This is a genomic window from Burkholderia orbicola (assembly GCF_900100915.1).
GTDB lineage: Bacteria > Pseudomonadota > Gammaproteobacteria > Burkholderiales > Burkholderiaceae > Burkholderia > Burkholderia orbicola.
Genome location: NZ_FNKW01000003.1, coordinates 228690 through 249175 on the forward strand (window position 1 = coordinate 228690; position 20486 = coordinate 249175).

15 protein-coding genes are annotated in these 20486 nt (G+C 69.6%); 2 read left to right on the forward strand and 13 right to left on the reverse strand.

Annotated elements, in window-relative coordinates; genetic code table 11:
- Positions 1–21: 21 nt before the first annotated feature.
- From glgB to BLS50_RS30960, 8 genes are all read right to left on the reverse strand, one after another.
- On the reverse strand, positions 22–2232 hold the full coding sequence (glgB, locus tag BLS50_RS30925; protein WP_074807219.1) for a 1,4-alpha-glucan branching protein GlgB: 2211 nt from the start codon (positions 2230–2232) through the stop codon (positions 22–24).
- Positions 2229–5639: a maltose alpha-D-glucosyltransferase gene (gene treS / locus BLS50_RS30930; protein ID WP_074807221.1), complete on the reverse strand. Its 3411-nt coding sequence runs from the start codon at positions 5637–5639 to the stop codon at positions 2229–2231. The genes glgB and treS overlap by 4 nt, the downstream gene beginning before the upstream one ends.
- Positions 5639–9031, reverse strand: a complete 3393-nt coding sequence (locus BLS50_RS30935) for a maltotransferase domain-containing protein (protein WP_074807224.1) — start codon at positions 9029–9031, stop codon at positions 5639–5641. The genes treS and BLS50_RS30935 overlap by 1 nt, the downstream gene beginning before the upstream one ends.
- A 156-nt stretch (positions 9032–9187) precedes the next feature.
- Positions 9188–9676 carry a phage protein NinX family protein gene (locus tag BLS50_RS30940; protein WP_074807228.1) on the reverse strand — a complete coding sequence of 163 codons (489 nt, stop codon included), beginning with the start codon at positions 9674–9676 and terminating at the stop codon, positions 9188–9190.
- Between the two features lie 29 nt (positions 9677–9705).
- A complete protein-coding gene (locus BLS50_RS30945; RefSeq protein ID WP_074807231.1) occupies positions 9706–10497 on the reverse strand; it encodes an endonuclease/exonuclease/phosphatase family protein in 792 nt (263 codons plus the stop codon).
- Complete coding sequence (locus tag BLS50_RS30950) at positions 10488–12686, reverse strand: VTT domain-containing protein (RefSeq protein WP_074807234.1); 2199 nt, start codon at positions 12684–12686, stop codon at positions 10488–10490. The genes BLS50_RS30945 and BLS50_RS30950 overlap by 10 nt, the downstream gene beginning before the upstream one ends.
- Entirely contained in the window at positions 12683–13006 is a 324-nt protein-coding gene (locus BLS50_RS30955; RefSeq protein ID WP_012336640.1) for a hypothetical protein, read from the reverse strand. Before BLS50_RS30955 ends, BLS50_RS30950 begins: the two co-directional genes overlap by 4 nt.
- Entirely contained in the window at positions 13003–13698 is a 696-nt protein-coding gene (locus BLS50_RS30960) for an MgtC/SapB family protein (protein ID WP_074808661.1), read from the reverse strand. Before BLS50_RS30960 ends, BLS50_RS30955 begins: the two co-directional genes overlap by 4 nt.
- Before the next feature lie 177 nt (positions 13699–13875).
- Here BLS50_RS30960 and BLS50_RS30965 point away from each other — a divergent pair, with 177 nt between their 5' ends.
- Together BLS50_RS30965 and BLS50_RS30970 are read left to right on the forward strand one after the other, a co-directional pair.
- On the forward strand, positions 13876–14118 hold the full coding sequence (locus BLS50_RS30965; RefSeq protein ID WP_074807236.1) for a DUF6566 family protein: 243 nt from the start codon (positions 13876–13878) through the stop codon (positions 14116–14118).
- Positions 14119–14210: 92 nt separating this feature from the next.
- Positions 14211–14918 carry a succinate dehydrogenase/fumarate reductase iron-sulfur subunit gene (locus BLS50_RS30970; RefSeq protein ID WP_074807239.1) on the forward strand — a complete coding sequence of 236 codons (708 nt, stop codon included), beginning with the start codon at positions 14211–14213 and terminating at the stop codon, positions 14916–14918.
- Between the two features lie 34 nt (positions 14919–14952).
- Here BLS50_RS30970 and BLS50_RS30975 read toward each other — a convergent pair whose 3' ends face one another.
- The 5 genes from BLS50_RS30975 to BLS50_RS30995 all read right to left on the reverse strand — a co-directional run bounded on the left by BLS50_RS30975 (position 14953) and on the right by BLS50_RS30995 (position 20453).
- Positions 14953–16005, reverse strand: coding sequence for a Rieske (2Fe-2S) protein (locus BLS50_RS30975; RefSeq protein WP_074807242.1), 1053 nt, complete (start codon positions 16003–16005; stop codon positions 14953–14955).
- Complete coding sequence (locus tag BLS50_RS30980; RefSeq protein ID WP_074807245.1) at positions 16002–17057, reverse strand: Rieske 2Fe-2S domain-containing protein; 1056 nt, start codon at positions 17055–17057, stop codon at positions 16002–16004. Before BLS50_RS30980 ends, BLS50_RS30975 begins: the two co-directional genes overlap by 4 nt.
- 12 nt (positions 17058–17069) lie before the next feature.
- Positions 17070–18170 carry a terpene synthase family protein gene (locus tag BLS50_RS30985; protein ID WP_074807249.1) on the reverse strand — a complete coding sequence of 367 codons (1101 nt, stop codon included), beginning with the start codon at positions 18168–18170 and terminating at the stop codon, positions 17070–17072.
- Between the two features lie 13 nt (positions 18171–18183).
- A complete protein-coding gene (locus BLS50_RS30990; protein ID WP_074808664.1) occupies positions 18184–19146 on the reverse strand; it encodes an SAM-dependent methyltransferase in 963 nt (320 codons plus the stop codon).
- Between the two features lie 632 nt (positions 19147–19778).
- Complete coding sequence (locus tag BLS50_RS30995; RefSeq protein ID WP_012336648.1) at positions 19779–20453, reverse strand: HAD family hydrolase; 675 nt, start codon at positions 20451–20453, stop codon at positions 19779–19781.
- Positions 20454–20486 lie beyond the last annotated feature (33 nt).

Sequence of the window (20486 nt, forward strand, 5' to 3'; positions counted from 1 at the left end):
CCGTGTCGGGGAGGTGAATGATCAGGCGGGGGTCAACCAGAGCGTCGCGAGCGGCGGCAGGCGCAAGCTCGCCGACCACGCCTCGCCGTGCGCGGGCACGGCTTCGGCCCACACGGCGCCGTCGTTGCCGGCGTTGGTGCCGCCGTACGACGCGGCGTCGGTGTTCATCAGTTCGCGCCAGTGGCCGGGCGCGGGCAGGCCGAGCCGATAACCGGCGCGCGGCACGGGTGTGAAGTTGCAGACGGCGACGACCAGATGCCCCGCATCGTCGCGGCGCGCGAACGCGAACACGCTGTTGTCGCGGTCGTCGCCGATCAGCCAGGAGAAGCCGGCCGCGTGGCAGTCGAGCGCATGCAGCGCCGGCTCGGCCGCATACGCGCGGTTGAGATCGCGCACGAGCCGCTGCACGCCGCGATGCGCGGGCGCGTCGAGCAAATCCCAGTGCGGCGTCGCGTCGTGCGCGAACTCGCTCCACTGCGCGAATTCGCTGCCCATGAACAGCAGCTTCTTGCCGGGGTGTGCCCACATGAAGCCGAAATACGCGCGCAGCGTCGCGAGCCGCTGCCACGCGTCGCCGGGCATCTTCGCGACGAGCGAGCCCTTGCCGTGCACGACCTCGTCGTGCGATAGCGGCAGCACGAAGCGCTCGGAGAACGCGTACACGAGTCCGAACGTCATCCGGTCGTGGTGATAGCGGCGGTGGATCGGGTCTTCGTGCAGGTACGCGAGCGTGTCGTGCATCCAGCCCATGTTCCACTTGAAGTCGAAGCCGAGCCCGCCGTCGGCGGTCGGCGCGGTGACGCCCGGCCACGCGGTCGATTCCTCCGCGACGGTGACGACGCCGGCCGGCGCGGCGTCACCGTGCAGCGTGTCGTTCAGCCGGCGCAGGAACGCGACCGATTCGAGGTTTTCGCGGCCGCCGTACACGTTCGGCACCCATTCTCCTTCCTTGCGCGAATAGTCGCGATACAGCATCGACGCGACCGCGTCGACGCGAATGCCGTCGACGTGATAGCGGCGCGCCCACGCGAGCGCCGACGCGACGAGGAACGCGCTGACCTCGGTGCGCCCGACGTTGAACACGCAGGTGTTCCAGTCGGGGTGCATCCCCTCGCGGGGATCGGCATGCTCGTATAGCGCGCTGCCGTCGAATTGCGCGAGCCCGTGCGCGTCGTTCGGAAAATGCGCGGGCACCCAGTCGACGAGCACGCCGATGCCGGCCGCGTGCGCGCGATCGACGAAGCGCGCGAAGCCCTCGACCGGCCCGAAGCGCGCGGACGGCGCGAACTGCGCGAGCGGCTGGTAGCCCCACGAACCGCCGAACGGGTATTCGGCGATCGGCATGAATTCGACGTGCGTGAAGCCCATCCCCTTCACGTACGGAATCAACCGCTCGGCGAGTTCGTCCCACGTCGCGCTGCGGTCCATCTGTTCGGGGATGCGCTGCCACGACTCCGGATGGACCTCGTAGATCGACCACGGCACGCGGTAGCGGTCGTCGTGGCGCGGCCGCGCGTGCATCCAGCCGTCGTCGTGCCAGGCGAACGCGTGGAGCGCCGCGACGTCGGCGACCACCGACGCCGTGCGCGGCGGCGCCTCGGTCGCCCGTGCGCACGGATCGGCCTTGTGCGGCAGCACGCGCCTGTCGGCCGCGACCAGCTCGTACTTGTAGCGCTCGCCCGGGCCGATACCCGGCACGAACAGCTCCCACACGCCCGACGGCCGCCGCAGCCGCATCGGATGGCGGCGGCCGTCCCATGCGTTGAAATCGCCGACCACCGACACGCGCTGCGCGCTCGGCGCCCACACCGCGAACCGCACGCCGTCGGTATCGTCGATGCGCACCGGTGTCGCGCCGAGGCAGTCGAGCACGGCTTCGGGATCGCCGGCCGAAAAACGCGCAAGCGCTGCTTCGTCGAGCAGCGTGCCGAACGCGTACGCATCGTCGGTCACCTGGTGCGCATCCGGCCAGTCGATCGAGAGCAGATAGTGCGGCGCGCCGCCATCGTGCGCGATCGTCCCCGCGAAGCAGCCCGCGCGATCGACGCACGCGAGCGTGCCGAGTTCGGCGCCGTCCGGCGACAGCGCACGCACGCGCTCGGCGCCGGGCAGCAGCGCCCGCACGACGATCTGGTCATCGTGTCGGTGCGGGCCGAGGCAAGCGAACGGGTCGGGATGGCGGCCGGCGAGCAGCGCATCGATATCGGCGCGTTCGAACAGCGTATCGGTCATGGATTTCCTCCGTCGTCGGGCAGCACGCCGTCGCCGAGCAGCCGGTCGACCAGCGCCGCGAGCCCGCCGACCGGCACGCTCAGCCAGTCGGGCCGGTTCGCGGCCTCGTAGCACAGCTCGTACGACGCCTTGTCGATCAGGAACAGCGCGAGCAGGCGGTCCGCGTAGTGCGGATCGACGAAGCGCGCGGGCGCGAGGTCGGCCGCCGCGCGATAGCATTCGACGAAGCGGTCGGCGGCGGCCTGCCCGAAGCGGTCGAACAGCGCGCGCTTGCGGCCGGCCGCTTGCGGCGGCGCCTTCTCGATCGCGAACTGCGCGGTCGCGCTCACGTACGACAGCGAGCGCAGCAGGCCGGCCACGTCACGCAACGGATGCGATTTCGCGCGCCGCCGCTCGAGCGGGCGCGCCGGTTCGCCTTCGAAGTCGATCAGCAACGCGTCGCCCTGCACGTCGAGCACCTGGCCCAGATGAAAATCGCCGTGAATCCGCGTGCATTGCGCATCGAGCGTGCGCGGCACGAGCTCGCCGAGCGCCTCGACGGCCGCGTCGCGCGATGCGAGCAGCGCGTCGGCCGACGCGCGGGTGGGCGCATCGAGCGCGTCGAGCCGCGTGCCCAGCACGTCGAGCGCGCGTTCGAACGACGCGATCGCGTCCACGCACCAGCCGTCGACGTGATCGGGCGTCGCGGTTTCCGGTGCGAACGCGGGATCGTCGGACGGCTGCGCAAGCGCGACGTGCAACTGGCCGAGCCGCGTGCCGATGATGCCCGCGAACGCCGCGTAGCCGAGCAGCGCGTCGGGTTCCTCGTCCGTTTCGGCCGCCTCGCCTTCGTCCGCAGCGGGCAGCGCCAGTTCGTCGATCGCGCGGCGCAGGAAGTCGAACGAACGCGTCCACGCGTCGCCCTGGTTGTCGACGTAGCGCTGCAGGATCGCGACCGTATGCGGCGTGCCGTCCGGGTCGACGTGCACGACTTCGCCGGCCAGCGTCGCGGTGTTCGCATAGCCGATGCGCGTCAGGTGCCGGCTCATTTCCGCTTCCGGATGAGTGCCGTGCGCGACCTTGCGCACCAGCTTCAGCACGATCGCGTCGCCGATCACGAGCGAGCTGTTGCTCTGCTCGGCCGCGAGCCAGCGCACTTCCGCGTCGTCGCCCGGATCGAGCCCGGCGAGCGCGCCTTCCGGCAGAAAGGTGAGTTGGCCGCCGTCGGACGTGGGCACCGTCGCGCCGTCGCGCAGCTTGCGCAGCATCCCGCGCGCGAACGCCGGCAGCGCGAACGCGTCGGTCAGGTAGCCGACCGTATGGCCGCGCCGCACGCGCGCCAGCGCGAGCTGCGTGAACAGCGGATGGGACGTCTCGCCGCCCCAGGCGGCCGCGAGCGGCACCACGTAGCGCTCGACGCCGCCGTCGCTCGCGGATACCCACGCCTCCGCATACTGGAACGGCTCGTCCGGAATCGGCGTGACGACGTTCAGCCACGCGTCGCCGATCTTGCGATCCTTCGACGCGAACCAGCGCCGCCGCGCGAGCCACGACGCGAGCGCGTCGTGCGCCAGCGCGTGCAGTTGCGACACGTCCGGCCGCGTATCGCCGCGCCGCATCACCAGCGTCACGTATTCGGGCAGCGGTTCCGCATGCGGCTGCCGCCACGACGGTTCCCGGCCATGCTCGGCGAGCACGAACCACAGGAACCCGTACGGCGGGAAGGTGAGGAGATACGGGAGCTGGCCGATCGGCGGAAACGGCGAATCGGACGTCATCTCGATCGGCACGCGGCCCGCGAATTCGGACAGGTCGAGTTCGACCGCCTGCGACGCGCGCGACAGGTTCGCGACGCACAGCACCGGCTCGTGGCCGTCCAGCTCGCGCAGGTACGCGAGCACCTTGCGGTTCTCCGGGCGCAGGAAGCGGATCGTGCCGCGCCCGAACGCCTGCGACGCGCGGCGCGTCGCGAGGATGCGGCGGGTCCAGTTCAGCAGCGAGTGCGGATCGCGCGTCTGCGCCTCGACGTTGATTGCGTCGTAGCCGTACAGCGAGCCCATCACCGGCGGCAGCACCAGCAGTTCGGGGTCGGCGCGCGAGAAGCCGCCGTTGCGGTCCGACGACCACTGCATCGGCGTGCGCACGCCGTCGCGGTCGCCGAGGTGGATGTTGTCGCCCATCCCGAGTTCGTCGCCGTAGTAGATCACCGGCGTGCCGGGCATCGACAGCAGCAGCGAATTGATCAGCTCGATGCGGCGCCGGTCGCGCTCCATCAGCGGCGCGAGCCGGCGCCGGATGCCGAGGTTCAGCCGCGCGCGGCGGTCGCTCGCATAGGTCTGCCACAGCAGGTCGCGCTCCGAATCGGTGACCATCTCGAGCGTCAGCTCGTCGTGGTTGCGCAGGAACACGGCCCACTGGTTGCTCGGCGCGAGCGCCGGCGTCTGCCGCATGATGTCGAGGATCGGGAAGCGATCCTCGCTCGCGATCGACATGTAGATGCGCGGCATCAGCGGGAAGTGGAACGCCATGTGGCATTCGTCCTCGTTGCCGAAGTATTCCTGCACGTCTTCCGGCCACTGGTTCGCTTCCGCGAGCAGCATCCGGTTCGGATACTCGGCGTCGATCGTCGCGCGGATTCGCTTCAGGATCGCATGCGTCTCCGGCAGGTTCTCGTTGTTGGTGCCTTCGCGCTCGACCAGATACGGCACCGCGTCGAGCCGCAGCCCGTCGATGCCGAGGTCGAGCCAGAAGCGCATCACCTGGATCACTTCGCGCACGACGGCCGGGTTGTCGAAGTTCAGGTCCGGCTGGTGCGAGTAGAAGCGGTGCCAGTAGTACTGGCCGGCCACCGGGTCGTGGGTCCAGTTCGACGTTTCGGTATCGAGGAAGATGATCCGCGTGCCCGCGTATTTCGTGTCGGTGTCGGACCACACGTAGTAGTCGCGATGCGTGGAGCCCGGCTTCGCGCGGCGCGCGCGCTGGAACCACGGATGCTGGTCCGACGTGTGGTTGATCACCAGCTCGGCGATCACGCGGATGCCGCGCGCATGCGCTTCGCGGATGAAGCGCCGCACGTCGGCCAGCGTGCCGTAGTCGGGATGCACGTCGCGGTAGTCGGCGATGTCGTAGCCGTCGTCGCGGCGCGGCGACGGATAGAACGGCAGCAGCCAGATCGTGTCGACGCCGAGTTCGGCGATGTAGTCGAGCTTCGCGATCAGGCCGGGGAAATCGCCGATGCCGTCGTTGTTCGAGTCGTAGAACGACTTCACGTGCACCTGGTAGATGATCGCGTCCTTGTACCACAGCGGATCGTCCGCGCAGAGCGCGGGTTCGCGGCGCCGCGCGCGGCGCCGGCGCGGCGTGCCGGCCGGCGCGAGCGACGGGAATTGCGCGCGGCGCACGTCGTCGAGGGAATCTTCGCGTTTCATCATGCATGCGCTCCCGAAGGGCGGCGGGCGGGGTCCGGTTCGGGTGCCGCCGCCCGCGCGGCGCCCGGAGACGGCGCGAGCCGCCAGATTGCATACGGCCGCACGTGCGGATCGAGCGACACGTACTGGCGATGGCCGCGCCAGGTTTCCGCATGCGCGGCGTCCTGTTCGAGCGCATCGAGCGGTTCGCCGTCGGCCAGCCCGAGGCCGCGCCACAGCGCCGCATCGAGCGTGAAGTTCGCGGCCTGCGGATGCCACGGGTCGAGACTGATCGCGACGATCACCACGCTGTCGAACGCCGGCGTCGCCTTCACGAACACGAGCACCGAATCGTTGTCGGCCTCGACGAACGTGAGCCCGAGATGCGTCTGCAGCGCCGCGTGATCGCGCCGCGCGCGGTTCAGCCGCGCGATTTCCGTGCCGATGTGCGCGGCCTTGCTCCAGTCGCGCGCGCGCAGCTCGTATTTCTCGGCATCCGCGTATTCCTCGCTGTCCGGCAGCGGCACCGATTCGCCGAGCTCGAAGCCCGAGTACAGGCCCCACGAGCCGGCCAGCGTCGCCGCGAGCGCCGCGCGGATCACGAACTGCGAACGCGGCGCGTTCTGCAGGTGGCGCGGATTGATGTCGGGCGTGTTGACGAAGAAGTTCGGCCGGAAGAATTCGCGTGGCGGGCCGGCCGTCAGCTCGGTCAGGTAGTCGATGAAGTCGCGCTTCGACTCGCGCCACGTGAAGTACGTGTACGACTGCGAGAAGCCGACTTTCGCGAGGCGGTACATCATCCCCGGCCGCGTGAACGCCTCGGACAGGAACACGACGTCCGGATGCCGGCCGCGCACGTCGGCGATCATCCACGCCCAGAACGGCAGCGGCTTCGTGTGCGGGTTGTCGACGCGGAAGATCCGCACGCCCGCGTCGACCCAGAACAGCACCGCGTCGCGCAGCGCGAGCCACAGGTTGGGCAGCGCGTCCGGCGCGTAGAAATCGGGGTTGACGATGTCCTGGTAGCGCTTCGGCGGATTCTCCGCGAAACGCAGCGAGCCGTCGGGCCGCCACGCGAACCAGCCCGGATGCGCGGCGAGCCACGGATGGTCGGGCGAGCACTGGATCGCGAAATCGAGCGCGATCTCGAGCCCGTGCCCGCGCGCGGCGCCGACCAGCGCGCGGAACGACTCGAGTGTGCCGAGCTGCGGATGCACGGCCGTGTGGCCGCCGTCGGGCGAGCCGATCGCGTACGGGCTGCCGACGTCGTCGGGGCCGGCGGTCAGGCTGTTGTTGCGGCCCTTGCGCGCGGACGTGCCGATCGGATGGATCGGCGGGAAATACAGCACGTCGAACCCCATGTCGCGGATGCGCGGCAAATGTGCGATCACGTCGTCGAACGTGCCGTGCCGGTGCGGATCGTCGCTCGCCGAGCGCGGAAACATCTCGTACCAGCTCGAGAAGCGCGCCTGGCGGCGTTCGACGTCGACCGGGTAGGTCGTCGCATCGTGCGTGACGAACGGGCGGTAGCGCAGCGCCGCGAAGGCGTCGGCGAGCGCGGGCCCGCCGATCAGCGCGAGGCGATCGTCGGGCGACGCGTCCTTGAGTTCGGCGACGAGCCGTTCCATCTGCTTGACCGCGCGCGGATCGACGGGATCGGCGAGCTTCAGCGCGGTGGCGAGCAGCAGTTGCGCTTCGCGCACCTCCAGCGTCACGTCCTGGCCGGCCGCGCGCTTCTTCGCGATATCGGTGACGAGCGATGCCCAGTCGTCGCGCCACGCGACCACGCGGAATTCATGGCGGCCGAGCCGGTCGAGCGTGACGCGTGCGTGCCAGCGGTCGTTCGGCTCGGCTTCGAACGGCACTTCGCGCCAGGTGTCGTCGTCGGCGGCGCGCCACTGGAGTACGGCCGCGAGATGCGCATGCCCGTCCGTGAAGATCGACGCGCTGACGACGAGCGGCTCGCCGATCACGCGCTTGATCGCGAAGCGGCCGTCGTCGACCGACGGCTCGACGCGCTCGATCGCGATCCGGTCGGCCACGAGCGCGGCCGACAGCGCGGTGCGTTCGCGCGCGGCGTCGGCGCGCGTCGTGACGGGCGGCGCCCGCCATGCATGCAGCAGCGCATACGCGCCGGGGGCGAGCGTGAACGGCTCGAGCGCGGCCGGCGGATGCGTGTGCGCGCCGTCCTGCGTGACGACGCGCGTGAAGCCGCCCGGCACGCCGGGCAGGATCGTCGCGGGGTCGACCGTCGCCGGCGCGTCGAGATCGGGATTCAATGCGATCAGCAACGCCGCGTCGTCGTGTTCGAGCAGCGGCCCGGTGCCGCGCAGCAGCGCGGTCGCGCTCGCGCCCGGCGCGCTCAGTTGCACGATTTCGCCGCGCGCCGCCGCGACGGGCGTGGCGCGGCGCCACGCGTTCGCATCGGCGAGCGCGCCCGACAGGTCGAAACGCGCGTGCTCGAACGCGGCGCGGTAGCGCGCGGCGTCCGCGTCGCGGGCCATCAACGGCACCGTCACGCCGCGCTCGAAGCCCATCGGCACGAGCCAGCCGGTGCCGACGGCCGCGGCCGTCCACAGCGCGCGGCGATACGCGCGGGCGACGGTGTCGTCCGGCGCGTCGGGCCAGTCGTCGGCGAGACGCGGGCCGTCGGGCGCATCGGGGAACGCGATCGGCGCGCCGATGCGGCGCAGCAGCCGGTGCTCGTCCGCGAACCACTGCGCGCGCAGGTCCCACCAGCGTACCGATGAAAACACCGCGTCGAACCCGGCGGCTTCGAGCTGCGCGAGCGCGTCGCGTGCATGGCCGGGCACCCCGGCGAGCACCGCGACGTCCGGGCGCGCACGGCGCAGCGCCGCGCGCCAGCCCGGCCACCAGTCGGCCGGCAGGTGATGCGGCGCGTCGATCAGGAAGCCGGCCGCGCCCGCGTCGGCGTACGTCGCGAGATGCGCGCACCACCATGCGGACAGCGCGTCGCGCACGGCTTCGTCGGCGGTGTTCGCATGCGCGATATCCAGTGCGTGCGCGGTGCCGCGCGGATCGATCAGCGCGTCGTCGTGCGTACGCTCGACGTACCAGTCAGGGTGCTCGGTGCGCAGCGGGTTGTCGCGCGCGATGCGGTCGGGCACGACTTCGAGCAGCAGGCGCAGCCCGTGACCTTTCGCCAGTTGCGCGAGCCGCGAGAAGGTTTCGAGCGCGCTCGCGCGGGTCTCGAACGACTGGGCCGGCCGACGGAAATCGGCCACGTGGCGCGGAAAGCCGGCCACGCTCGCGGCCCAGAACGCGCCGACCAGCACGTGATCGAAGCCCATCCCCGCGATATGCGCGAAGGTCTGCGGCCACGCGTCGAGCGGCCCGACGAGGCGGGCGTCGCAGAAGTAGAGGTGGGGAGCGAACGGTGGTGTGGAGTCCATGGCGTGGCGCGGCGTGGGCGGGTAGCGCGAGCGGTAAAGCCGGTTCGTCGCAACCTGCGTGCCTGCTGCGCGAACGTCAGCAGGACGGGGGCGTGCAGGGGAAAGCGGTTTGAAGGGGCCTGTCGTTTTTACATGAGCGCCAGGCCCACGTATGTACTACATGCGCGGTATGGAGCGGATATCCGAACTGTCGCCGGTCGCGGCATCGTCGTCCGTCGTCGGAATCGGCACACCCGGGTCATATCGCACCACCGCGCCATGTTCGATCCGGTGCGGGAACGACGGCGGCGCGTCCACCTCGTCGCCGAAGCGCGCACGCACGAACGCGCGCAGCAGCGCCTCACGCGCCGTGTGGCCACGCGCGCCGCAGGTCGACGGGCCGTCGACGAACGTCGCGTCGCATTCGACGTCGTCGCCGTGGCGGGCGATCCGCAGATCCTCCACGCGATCGAGCACCGCGCCCGCGTCGGCCCACGACGCCGACGGCGCGAACGGTGCGTCGAGATGCCGGAGCGCGTCGCAGGCGGCCGTCACGACGACGGTCGGCGCGACCGCCGTGAAGCGCAGCGTGTCTTCGTCATCGGCGCACAACGCGCGTGCGCACCAGTAGTCGAGATCCTTTCCGTCGAGTGCGTCGGTTCGCATGGGCTGCCTCCGTCGGATCGAAAAACGCGTCACCGCGCAAGCGCCGTGCCCGTCGCGGGCGTCGAACGCATCCGCGCCACCAGCGGGTAGTGGTCCGACGCGTGCCGCGCCCGCGCGCTGCGGTGCACGACCACGTCGACCAGCAGCTCGCCCGGATGAATCCAGATCCGGTCGAGCGAGAACACCGGGCACACGGTCGGGAACGTGCGCGGCGCCGGCGCACGCCGGAACCGCGTGACGAGCGCCTGCAGCGCGCGGCCGCGCACGAACCATTCGTTGATGTCGCCAAGCAGGATCACCGGCATCGCGCCGGTATCGAATGCCGCGAGCAGCCGCTGCACCTGCGCGCTGCGTTCGCTGGCCGACAGCCCGAGATGGGTCGCGACGACGCGGATCGGGCCGGTACTGCAGTCGATGTCGGCGTCGAGCGCGCCGCGCGGCTCGCGCGGATGGAACGACAGGTCGAGCGTGCGCGCCGCGCGGATCGGGCAGCGCGACAGCACCGCGTTGCCGTAGCGGCGCTCGGGCGTGTCGATCGTCGGGCCGGCCGCCGCGTGCATGCCGGTCGCGTCGCGCAGGTGCGCGAGCACGTCCGGCGCGCGCGTGCCGCCGAGCGGTACTTCCTGCAGCGCGATCACGTCCGCGTCGAGTTCGTCGATCACGGCCGCGATCCGGTCGACCGCACGCGCCGGCCACGCGCCGTAGCCGCCGTGGATGTTGTAGGTCGCGATCCGCAGGTCGCGCCCGCCCGGCGCGGTGGCGGGCGCCGCGTCGGCGGTGACGACGTGCGGCGCCGGGGCCGGTTGTTTGCTCAGCGCCATCGTCGCAGCATCCTCACGAGCAGGATCGACACGCCGACCAGCGCGAGGCCGATCGCCGCGAGCCACGCGAACGCACCGGGCCCCGGATGGCTGAGCGCGGCGGTCAGCTGGTGCGCGAACGTGACGGTCAGCACGATGCCGGGCAGCATTCCGAGCGCGGTGCCGATCAGGTAGTCGCGCAGCCCGATGTGCGACGCGCCGGCGACGAGGTTCACGACGGTGAACGGCGCGATCGGCAGCAGCCGCAGCACGGCCATCGCGACCACGCCGCGCCGGCCGATGTGCTCGCTCAGCCGGTTCGCGCGCGGACCGGCGAGCCGGCGCACCGCGTCGCGCCCGAGCCAGCGGCCCAGCGCGTAGGTCGCGGCGGCGGCCGCCATCGAGCCGATACCCGCATACGCGAAGCCCGGCCACGCGCCGAACACGAGCCCCGTCGCGGCGATCAGCAGCGTGATCGGCACCGCGCAGGTCGCCGCCACCACGTAGGCCGCGAGCAGCAGCACCGGCGCGGCCGGCAGCCGCGCGATGCCGGCCACCGCGTGCGACAGCGACGCGACGTTCAGGTGCGCGCCCAGCGGCGTGAAGCGCCACGCGAGCGCCAGCGCGGCGATCGCGAGCACGATCGCGCCCAGCACGAAAAAGCGCGCGGTGAGCGAGCGGTGCTGTTCGTGCGGCACGAATTCGCGGACGAACCTGTCGGGCTCGATCGGCTGCTCGGGGTCGAGCCGCGCGCTGACCGGCACGAGCGCCTCGAATTGCGGCGACACGGCCGGATCGAGCGTGCGCAGCGTGCGGCCGGGTTTTGCGCGCAGCCGGTCGAGTACGACGTTCGGCCGTTCGCCGCACGCGAACGCTTCGGCCACAGCCGCGGGCGTCGTGCCGAGATGCTCGGCCAGCAGCCGCTCGCGCATGCCGGCGATCGCGCCGCGGATGCGCGGATCGCCGGCCGCGACGAGCGCGATGCAGCATTCGGTATCGAGCACCATCGAGCGGTTATTGAGGTTCGCGCTGCCGATCACGATGCATTCGTCGTCGACGATCGCGATCTTGCTGTGCACGTTCACGCATCCGTCGCCGAGCCCGTCGACGTGCGGATACAGCAGCCGGTAGCGGTCGAAGCGGTCGGCCGACGCGAGCGTCGCGTGCAGCCGTGCGCGCAGCACGCCCATCGTCGCTTCCTGCAGCCAGCCGCTCTGCACCCGCGGCGCGACGACGGTGACGTCCGGCCCGTCCGTATCGGCGAGGCGCGCGGACAACGCTTCGCGCACCACCGCCGCGGTGAAATACTGGTTTTCGACATACAGGTGCCGTTGCGCGGCGCGAATCGTATCCTCGACCAGCGCGCGCACTTGCCGCACCGGTTCACGGCCGCCGTGGCGCGGCGCCGTATAGGCGATGCCGAGCCGCACGTCGCGCACGTCGACGCGCGCCTCGCGCGGCCACGGATCGTCGTCGTCGGGCCGGTCGAGATGCCGCTGCGCGCGAATCGCGATCGGGCGCCCGCACGCCTGCAGCCAGCGGGCCCGCGCCTGGTCGCCGATCGCGGCGGCCGCGTCGCCGTCGAACATCGCGTGCACGTCGTGGAACGGCCCGTACGGCATGCCCTGCTCGTCGCGGCGGCGCGGATCGTCGGCCGCATGCGCGGGCGTGTCCCAGCGGGCGCGCGTCAGGTCGAGGCCGCCGACGAACGCGAGCCGGTCGTCGATCACGACCAGCTTCTGGTGATGCGATGCGCCGCGCGGGTGTGCATCGTCGAGCCGGAACCGGATGCCGCGATGCGCGCGCCAGCCGGCCCGATACACGGGCGGCCAGTCGCGCTCCAGCGCGTAGATCATCGCGAAATCCCACGCGAGCACGTAGATGCGCAGGTTGTGACGGGCCGACGCGAGCGCATGCAGGAAGGCCGCGAGCGTGTCGGGCAGCGTGTCGTCCGCGCCGCCCGGCGCGAGCCGCATCCGGCTGTCGACGTCCCAGCCGACGATGAACACCGTATGGCGCGCACGCAGCAGCGCGGCGCGCAGCGTCGAGAAATACGCGTCGCCGTCGACCAGCATCGTGAAGCGGTCCGCGTGGCGGATCGTATCGCAGTTGCGCCCGCGTTCGAGCAGGCCGTGCCGCGACGGGCCGTCCGCCGGCGCGGCGTCGACGCGCCGGTCGTCGGCGCGGGTCATGCGATCCGGCGCGATCATCGGGCCCCGACGTCCCGGTTGCCATCGATCCGCTGCAGCAGCGCATCGCAGCGTGCCCGAAGCCCCTGCAATTCCGGCGAATGCGCGTCGAGCCGCGCATGCTCGCCATGCGCGACCGCGATGTCGTAGATCTCCTGCGCGATCGTCGCCGACGCGTGCGCGATCCTGATCCGGTCGAGCCAGTCGCATTCGGCGCGCTGGCACGCGAGCCACGCGCGCAGCGCGCCCACCAGCTGGCTGGTCGTGAGCCAGGCGCCGCTGCGCATGCGCGCGGCGAGCTGGCTCGTCACGAGATAGGAGAGCAGGTCGGTCTGGGTCACACGAAACTCCTTGACGAGGTGTCGGGTTGACAGGCCCGTACGCACGCGATGTTTTGCAGCGTCTCGCAGATCGCCGCAAATTCCGGCCCGCTCGTGCGCGAGAACGAGACGGAGATGTCGTCGGTGTCCGGATCGTCGTCCGATTGCTGGACGATGAACCGTTTCACCCGCACCCGGCCGGGGCCGAGCGCTTCGTGCAGCGTGCCGAGCGTGAGGCCGCCGCGCTCGGCCACGAGCAGCAGCGTGCGCTGCTGGCGCTGCGCGATGAAGCGGCGCTCGAGCGGCTTCACGCCCGCGAGGATCGCGAGCACGATCGCCGTGGCGCCCACTGACGCAACCACCATGCCGCCGCCCGCCGCGAGCCCGACGCCGGCCACCGCCCACAGGCTCGCGGCCGTCGTCAGCCCGCGCACCACTTCGCCGCGCAGCAGGATCGAGCCCGCGCCGAGAAAGCCGATGCCGGACACCACTTGCGCGGCGACCCGTGACGGATCGAGCACGACGCCGTTCTGCCCGCGCACGTCCTCGAAGCCGAACGTCGACACCAGCATCACGAGCGCAGAGCCCACGCAAACGAGCATGTGCGTGCGCAGCCCGGCGGCCCAGTTCAGGCGTTCGCGTTCGAGCCCGATCACGCTGCCGAGCAGCGCGGCCAGCAGCAGGCGTCCGAGTAATTCGAGGTGGCCGATCATGATGTGCATCCCTTCCGGCCCTCAGCGAGGCGGGCCCGGTAGCGGTTCGATACGGAAAAGGGACGCAAGCAGCGTGCCGGCCGGGCACGGCGCGTGCGCGCAAGGCCGGCGGCGCGTCTGGCGAGCATGCGGCGCGCATTTTTTGCATCGCTATCGCAGATAAGACAGGAGGCCACCGTGGCACATCAACAGGACGCACAGGTTCGGGACCCGTATCGCGGCCACGAGATTTTCGTGTGGGCGCGACCCAACGAGCACGGCGCATGGCGTGACGAGGTGCAGGTGTACGTCAACGGCGCGCGCATCGAGCTGGTGGTGCCGGAAGCCGCCGGCCCGGAATGGCTGACCGAGGTCGAGGCGCTGCGGGCGGGCCTCGAGCGCGGCCGCTATCTGATCGACAAACGGGTGGACGACGATTGAGCGGCATCGCGCTTGCGGCGCCGTGTGCCGCGACAGCGCCCCGCCGTGCAAGTACCCCATGAACCCATACCGGCCCGCGCCGGGAGGAACCGATGAGCGATCCGCGTACCCTGCATATCTACCGCTACGACCCCGACCGCGACGCGGCGCCTTACATGCAGCGCTACGAGATCGACGTGAACCCGGACGACCGCATGCTGCTCGACGTGCTGGGCCGCGTGAAATGCGACGACGAGACGCTGTCGTATCGGCGCTCCTGCCGCGAAGGCATCTGCGGCTCGGACGCGATGAACATCAACGGCAAGAACGGCCTCGCATGCCTGACCAACATGCAGACGCTGCCGCGCGAGATCGTGCTGCGGCCATTGCCGGGGCTGCCGGTGGTGCGCGACCTGATCGTCGACATGACCGATTTCTTCAACCAGTACCACTCGATCCGGCCATACCTGATCAACGACACGACGCCGCCCGCGCGCGAGCGGCTGCAGTCGCCGGACGAGCGCGACCAGCTCGACGGGCTGTACGAATGCATCCTGTGCGCGTGCTGTTCGACGTCGTGCCCGAGCTACTGGTGGAACCCGGACAAGTTCGTCGGTCCGGCCGGGCTGCTGCAGGCGTACCGCTTCATCGCCGATTCGCGCGATCTCGCGACGGCCGAGCGGCTCGACGATCTCGAGGACCCGTACCGGCTGTTCCGCTGCCGGACGATCATGAACTGCACGGACGTGTGCCCGAAGGGGCTGAATCCGACCAAGGCGATTTCGGAGATCCGGACGATGCTGGTCAGGCGGACGGTGTGAGGCAGGATATCCCGAAGCCGGGCTTCAACTCCCGCTATTTCCCGGCGAACGCGTCAGCCTGCGCGGCGCGATGCCGTGCCGCAACGCGATCGTCGCCCGGATAGAACTGCCGCGCCCATCGCTGGAACACCGGGTACGGCCCGTCGCCTGCGAGCGGTGTCCCGTAGCCCGTGTAGTCGCGATGGCTCCACACCATGATGTCTTCCTTGAACACCGGCACCAGCCACAGCCGGTGCAGCAACCGGCCGAGCACGGCGTAGACGAGCCGCTGCACCGGGGCCGGCCACCTCGACAGCCACGAAAAGCGGAACGAGATACCGTCCCGGAAGGTCCAGCGCAGCGGCGCGATCTGCACGCCGCACGCGAAGATCTTCGCTTCGAGGCCGATCGCCTTCATTTCGTGATCGGACGACACGCAGCCAAGGCCATGAACGCCGATCACCGTGCTCCATTTGATGTGCTTCCACGCCATGTCCACCTGCATCGAAATGCGCGGGCCGTCGATCACGGGCGTATGCGGCTTCATGTCCTTCCAGCGATGCAGCGCGCCGAAATGTTCGAGGTCGAAGCCGTTTTCCGGCAGGTTCTGCATCACGCCGCGTAGCGTGAATGCCTGGCCGACCGGTGCCGAGAAGCCGGTCATGTCCACTTCCGGCAGTTCCCAGGTCGGCGCCAGGCCGTCGGCGTTCTGCCATACGAACACGAAGCCGTTCCACTCGCGCACATGCCAGGTGCGAAGCGTCAGCCGTTGGCCGCCTTTCGTGCAGCCGGCGGCGATACGCCGGCCGTCGGGGCCGTACGCGTAGTGATGGAACGGACAGACGATCTGCTCGCCGTCGACCGTACCGCCGTGGCCGAGATGCGCGCCCTGGTGCGGGCAATACGCGTCGACCGCGCGGGCGACGCCCGAGGCCGTCCGGTACAGCACGACGTCGCGTCCCATGAACGGCGTCGTGAGCACGGCCTCGCGCTTCAGCTCGCGGCTGAAACACAGCGCGAACCACCCGTCCGGATAGGGCAGCGGCGCGGTTTCGTCGACGGGGCCGGCTGCATGCATCGCGCGCTCCTGCATCGGCATGGCACTCATCGCGCGAATTCCCGATCGGCGTGCATGACGGCCGGCGGCCCGGCGCCGTCTTGCCCGTGCTGAGCGTCGCCGTCGGCCCCTGGGTAGAACTGCGCGGCCCAGCGCCGGAACGTCATGATCGGCAGCTCGCCGGCCATCAGCGTCGGGCGTGCGTCGTAGTCGCGGTGATCCCAGATGCGCAGGTCGCGCTTGAATTGCGGCACGAACCACAGCCGGTATGCGGCGCTCGCGAGGACCTCGTGCAGGGCCCGGCGCAGCGGCGACGGCCACGCCGACGCACGTTCGACGCGCAGCGCGACGAATTCGCGGCAGGTCCAGCGGTCGGGTTCGATCTGCGTGGGGAACAGCACGACCCGCGCGTGCAGCCCGAGGTCCGGCAGTTCCATGCGCGCGGCCATGCAGCCCAGGCCGTGCATCGTGATGTCCAGCAGCAGCCGTTGCCCGAGCAGCACGAGCGTCGAGCGCATCGTCATCCGGTGGCCGTCGGCTTGCGGCGGCTCGAGCACCGGGTTCGACCAGCCGTGCACCGGGCTGAAATGGTTGACGTCGACGCCGTTCTCGGCCGGATTCTGCAGGCTGCCGTTCAGCGTATGGCACTGGCCGCGCGGCCGCGAATAGCCGTCGAGGTCGAGTTCGGGCAGCGACCACGACGGCGCTGCGCCCGCACGCTCTTGCCACGCGAGCACGAGGCCGTTCCATTCGAGCACGTGGCGCTGCCGCAGCGTGGCGGTGGGCGGCTTGCCGTCCCGCCCGGCGCGCACGCAGGTGCCGTCCGGCGCGAACGCGAGGTGATGGAACGGGCATACGATCTCCTCGCCGCGCACGATGCCGCCGTGCCCGAGATGCGCGCCGAGGTGCGGGCAATGCGGCGCGACCGCGCGAATCAGGCCGGATGCCGTTCGATACAGCACGACGTCCGCGCCCATGAAGCGCGTTACGACGAGCGCGCCGGGTTTGACGTCGCGGCTGTAGGCCAGCGCGAACCAGCCGTCCGGATAGCGATGTCGCGAGGCGGCGGCGGGTTCGGGCACAACAGGGATCGGTGCGTGCATGTGCGTCTCCAGTCACCGGGGCGAAGCATGCCGGTCCGCCGCCGCGATTTCCTCGAGCGTCGGCAGTGCCGTCATCGCGACTGCGCCGCCGGCGAAGCGTCCGCCGCCGAGATCGTCGCCGTGGTAACGGGTGCTGAATGCATGAAACTCCGCATTGCCTGCACTCATGTAACACAGCTCCGTCACGTAAGCCTGCGCATCGGCGTCGCCGGCCAGCGCGCCCGTCGCGACCGCTTCACGCGCGTCGATCAGACGGTGTTCGTTCGACGTGCAGAGTACCGCCAGCCGGTCGAGCGCGGCCTGCGCATTCAGTTGCTCGACGCGCATCAGGATCCACACGGCGTTGAATCGCTCGTGCGCGGACCATTCCTTGCGAAACGAAAACAGGTCGTTGACGAGGATCACCGAATCGATCGCCGCATCGCGCGCGTCGGCCAGCGCCGCGTGTTGCGCGAGGCGCTGCCCCATGTCGATGTCGAGCGCGTATTCGGTGAGCAGCGTGATCCAGTGGCCGAAGCCCTCGACCCGGCGAAACGCGAGATAGTCGACCAACGACAGGCGCGTTGCGTCGGTTGCCGTCGGGCTGGCCTGCGTATGGATCTGCTCGCGGATGCATGCGACGAACCGCCGCCAGAAGGCCGGACGCGCCTCGCTCTGGGTGCGGATCAACTGCAGCGTGTCGTGCAGCAGTCGCGCGGAAGGTGCGTCGGCCGGCGGAGGCGTGCCGTCGACGGCCGCCAGGAAATGCTCGCGCAACGTGTCGAGCCCCGCCTGGTCGCCGATGCGCGCGAGATGCGTGAAGGCGTCGTCCATCAGCGTCGTGACGTGCATCATGCGGTGGAGCGCGTACACGCGATCGGGCCGCGCATTCGGGTAGCACAGGCTGCCATACGCGGGAATGCGCTGCGCGAGAAAACGGCGCGCCGCTGCGTCGCTGCGATAGTGCTGCACGATGTACGGGTAGTCGTCGATCGCGAGTTGCCGCTCGATTGCTTCATGCTGCGGGTGCCGTGCGACGGGCAGCGACAGATGCGGCAGCGGCAGCACCATCGTTTGCGTTTGCGTCTCGCTGGGCGGCGCGCTCGTGGCGCGCGGCGTTCCGGATGCTTGCATGCGGCTCTCCGGGTTACGCGTCGGGTTTGACCGCGACGATGCTGTAGGTCGACACCTTGTTCTTGATCAGCGCGACGGACCAGTTTTCGGCGAGCACGCGCAGTTCTTCCAGCGTGTCCGGTGCACGGTGCGGAAAATGGCGGTCGATGTTGGCCTTGGCATCCATCAGCCAGCGCGCGACGTCGATGTTCGACGGCAGCACGCGCATGTCGCGGATCGCGAACCCGGCGTCGATCAGCACCTGCCTGAAATAATCGGGCGTCTTGCGGTGCTTGCATGCGATCCGGTCGACCTCGTCGGGCGTGTCGGACGCGTATTCGCTCAGGTCGACGTTGTACAGATTGTCCGAGATGACCACCGAGCCGCCGCCGCGCACACGCGCATGCAGCGCGCGCATCGCCTTTTCGTAGAGCGCGTTCGGGAAATGCGAGATCACGCCGCGAATGATCACGAGATCGTACGGTGTCGCGGGGTCGGGCAGTCGATCGACGTCCTGTGCGTTGCACTGATACAGGTTGATGCGTTCCGCGAGCCCGTGCTGCGCATGAAAGCGGGCGCAGTAGTCGAGCTGTTCGCGACTGACGTTGATACCGTCGAGGCGCATGCAGCCGGGGAAGCGGCCGGCCAGATACTTGAGGATGTAGCCCCAGCCGCAGCCGATGTCGAGAATACGTTCGACGCGCGGGGGAACGGGGCCGTCGAAGCCGGCGAGATGAAGCTGGCGTTCGAAGTAGCGAATGCCCGATTCATCGAGCGAGATCGGCGGCGTGGAGCGCGGATCGTCGTACACACCGAACTGGAACAACAGGTACTCGCCGATCGCCTTGCGCCAGTCGTCCGGGCTGCCGGCGTAGGTCGTCTGCACTTTCCGCTCGTAATCGCTCACCGTCTCGCCATGCAGCACCCGGATCGGCAGGGCGGGTTCCAGGTGCGGCGCGCGCAGTTCGGCGATCGCCCGTTCGCTGACCTGATTCATCGAAATCCTCGCGTTGTCCATTTCCGTCGAACCGGACAAAACAATGCCCGCCGATCGAGCGGCGGCGCACATCTTTACGAAACGCCGGCACAAAAATACCCCGGCCGATACCTGTGATCGTGCGATTGAATAAATCGAGGTAATGCTTCGGTCGAAACGTTATGAAGGTGAAAGATCCGTGCGCATTTATAGAATCCCCGGATAAATGGCGGAAAGGGCGCAACGACGCCACATTGCGACACAGGCCCCATATCGTGCCTGGGACGTCTGGCGATGCGGGCTGGCGCCGGCTGGCCGGTTCGGCTCCGTACGCAACGCGTATTTTCACGATTCTGGCACTGCGATCGTGAACCGGAAGCGAAGTGTTTTTGTTATATGAAAGGCGATTCGATTTTTCAAGAATCTTCCCGTCTGTTTTAAAAACACGGGAAAATGGGCGCGGATAAAAATATTAAAATCGCGCTTGTCAATGGCGGTGGGGATTGTTTCGATTCGATGAATCGAAAAAAGCCGCGACGCGAACGATCGCGCGCGCGGCTATCCGGCCGGACGAGCTCGTGCGGCCGCATGACGTCAAGCTCGACTGAAATGCCCGCTCCCGCAGGAGCGGACTGGGCGCGGCGCACTGGCGCCTACGGCCGCGCAGCCACCTCGTCCAGATGCCACAGCAGATCCGCCGGATCGTCGTACACGCGCAGCGCGCCCGCCCGTTCCAGCTCATCGCTGCCGTACCCGCCCGCCAGCAGCCCGACGCCGAGCGCGCGGCAGCGGGCGGCGGCGAGCATGTCCCAGATGCTGTCGCCGACCACCACCGTATGCTCGATCGGCACGTTCAGCTTCGCGGCGGCAGTCAGGAACAAATCCGGGTCCGGCTTCGCATACTTCACCTGATCGCGCGTGACGACCACGTTCTTCGCGGGATCGACGCCGAGCGCCTCGAGGTTGATGGCGGCCGTTTCCATCCGCCCGCTGGTCGCGATCGCCCAGCGAATGCCGGCATTCGACAGCGCGGCCAGCAGTTCGCGCGCACCCGGCAGCGGCCGGACCTGCGCGCGCAGCCGCTGGTACGCAGCGGCGTGCAGCCGCGCGAGCCGCTCGACACGGTCGGCGTCGATGTCGCCGGCCGTTTCGCGCAGCAACTGGTTCAGGAACAGGCCGCCGCTCATCCCGATCTTGCGGTGGATGCGCCACACCGACAGTTCGATGCCTTCGGCATCGAGCGCTTCCTTCCACGCGAGTACGTGCTGATAGACGCTGTCGACGAGCGTGCCGTCGAGATCGAACAGAAATGACGTTTCAATGCGCATGTAACTCTCCTGGCCCGATGGTCGTCGGGCAAA

Excerpts from the sequence above, each read along its gene's own strand:
- BLS50_RS30970 (WP_074807239.1), top strand. The coding sequence starts at position 14,211 with ATGAGCGATCCGCGTACCCTGCATATCTACCGCTACGACCCCGACCGC.
- treS (WP_074807221.1), bottom strand. The coding sequence starts at position 5,639 with ATGAAACGCGAAGATTCCCTCGACGACGTGCGCCGCGCGCAATTCCCG.
- BLS50_RS30990 (WP_074808664.1), bottom strand. The coding sequence starts at position 19,146 with ATGAATCAGGTCAGCGAACGGGCGATCGCCGAACTGCGCGCGCCGCAC.
- BLS50_RS30995 (WP_012336648.1), bottom strand. The coding sequence starts at position 20,453 with ATGCGCATTGAAACGTCATTTCTGTTCGATCTCGACGGCACGCTCGTC.
- glgB (WP_074807219.1), bottom strand. The coding sequence starts at position 2,232 with ATGACCGATACGCTGTTCGAACGCGCCGATATCGATGCGCTGCTCGCC.
- BLS50_RS30935 (WP_074807224.1), bottom strand. The coding sequence starts at position 9,031 with ATGGACTCCACACCACCGTTCGCTCCCCACCTCTACTTCTGCGACGCC.
- BLS50_RS30980 (WP_074807245.1), bottom strand. The coding sequence starts at position 17,057 with ATGCACGCACCGATCCCTGTTGTGCCCGAACCCGCCGCCGCCTCGCGA.
- BLS50_RS30950 (WP_074807234.1), bottom strand. The coding sequence starts at position 12,686 with ATGATCGCGCCGGATCGCATGACCCGCGCCGACGACCGGCGCGTCGAC.
- BLS50_RS30940 (WP_074807228.1), bottom strand. The coding sequence starts at position 9,676 with ATGCGAACCGACGCACTCGACGGAAAGGATCTCGACTACTGGTGCGCA.
- BLS50_RS30945 (WP_074807231.1), bottom strand. The coding sequence starts at position 10,497 with ATGGCGCTGAGCAAACAACCGGCCCCGGCGCCGCACGTCGTCACCGCC.
- BLS50_RS30985 (WP_074807249.1), bottom strand. The coding sequence starts at position 18,170 with ATGCAAGCATCCGGAACGCCGCGCGCCACGAGCGCGCCGCCCAGCGAG.
- BLS50_RS30960 (WP_074808661.1), bottom strand. The coding sequence starts at position 13,698 with ATGATCGGCCACCTCGAATTACTCGGACGCCTGCTGCTGGCCGCGCTG.
- BLS50_RS30975 (WP_074807242.1), bottom strand. The coding sequence starts at position 16,005 with ATGAGTGCCATGCCGATGCAGGAGCGCGCGATGCATGCAGCCGGCCCC.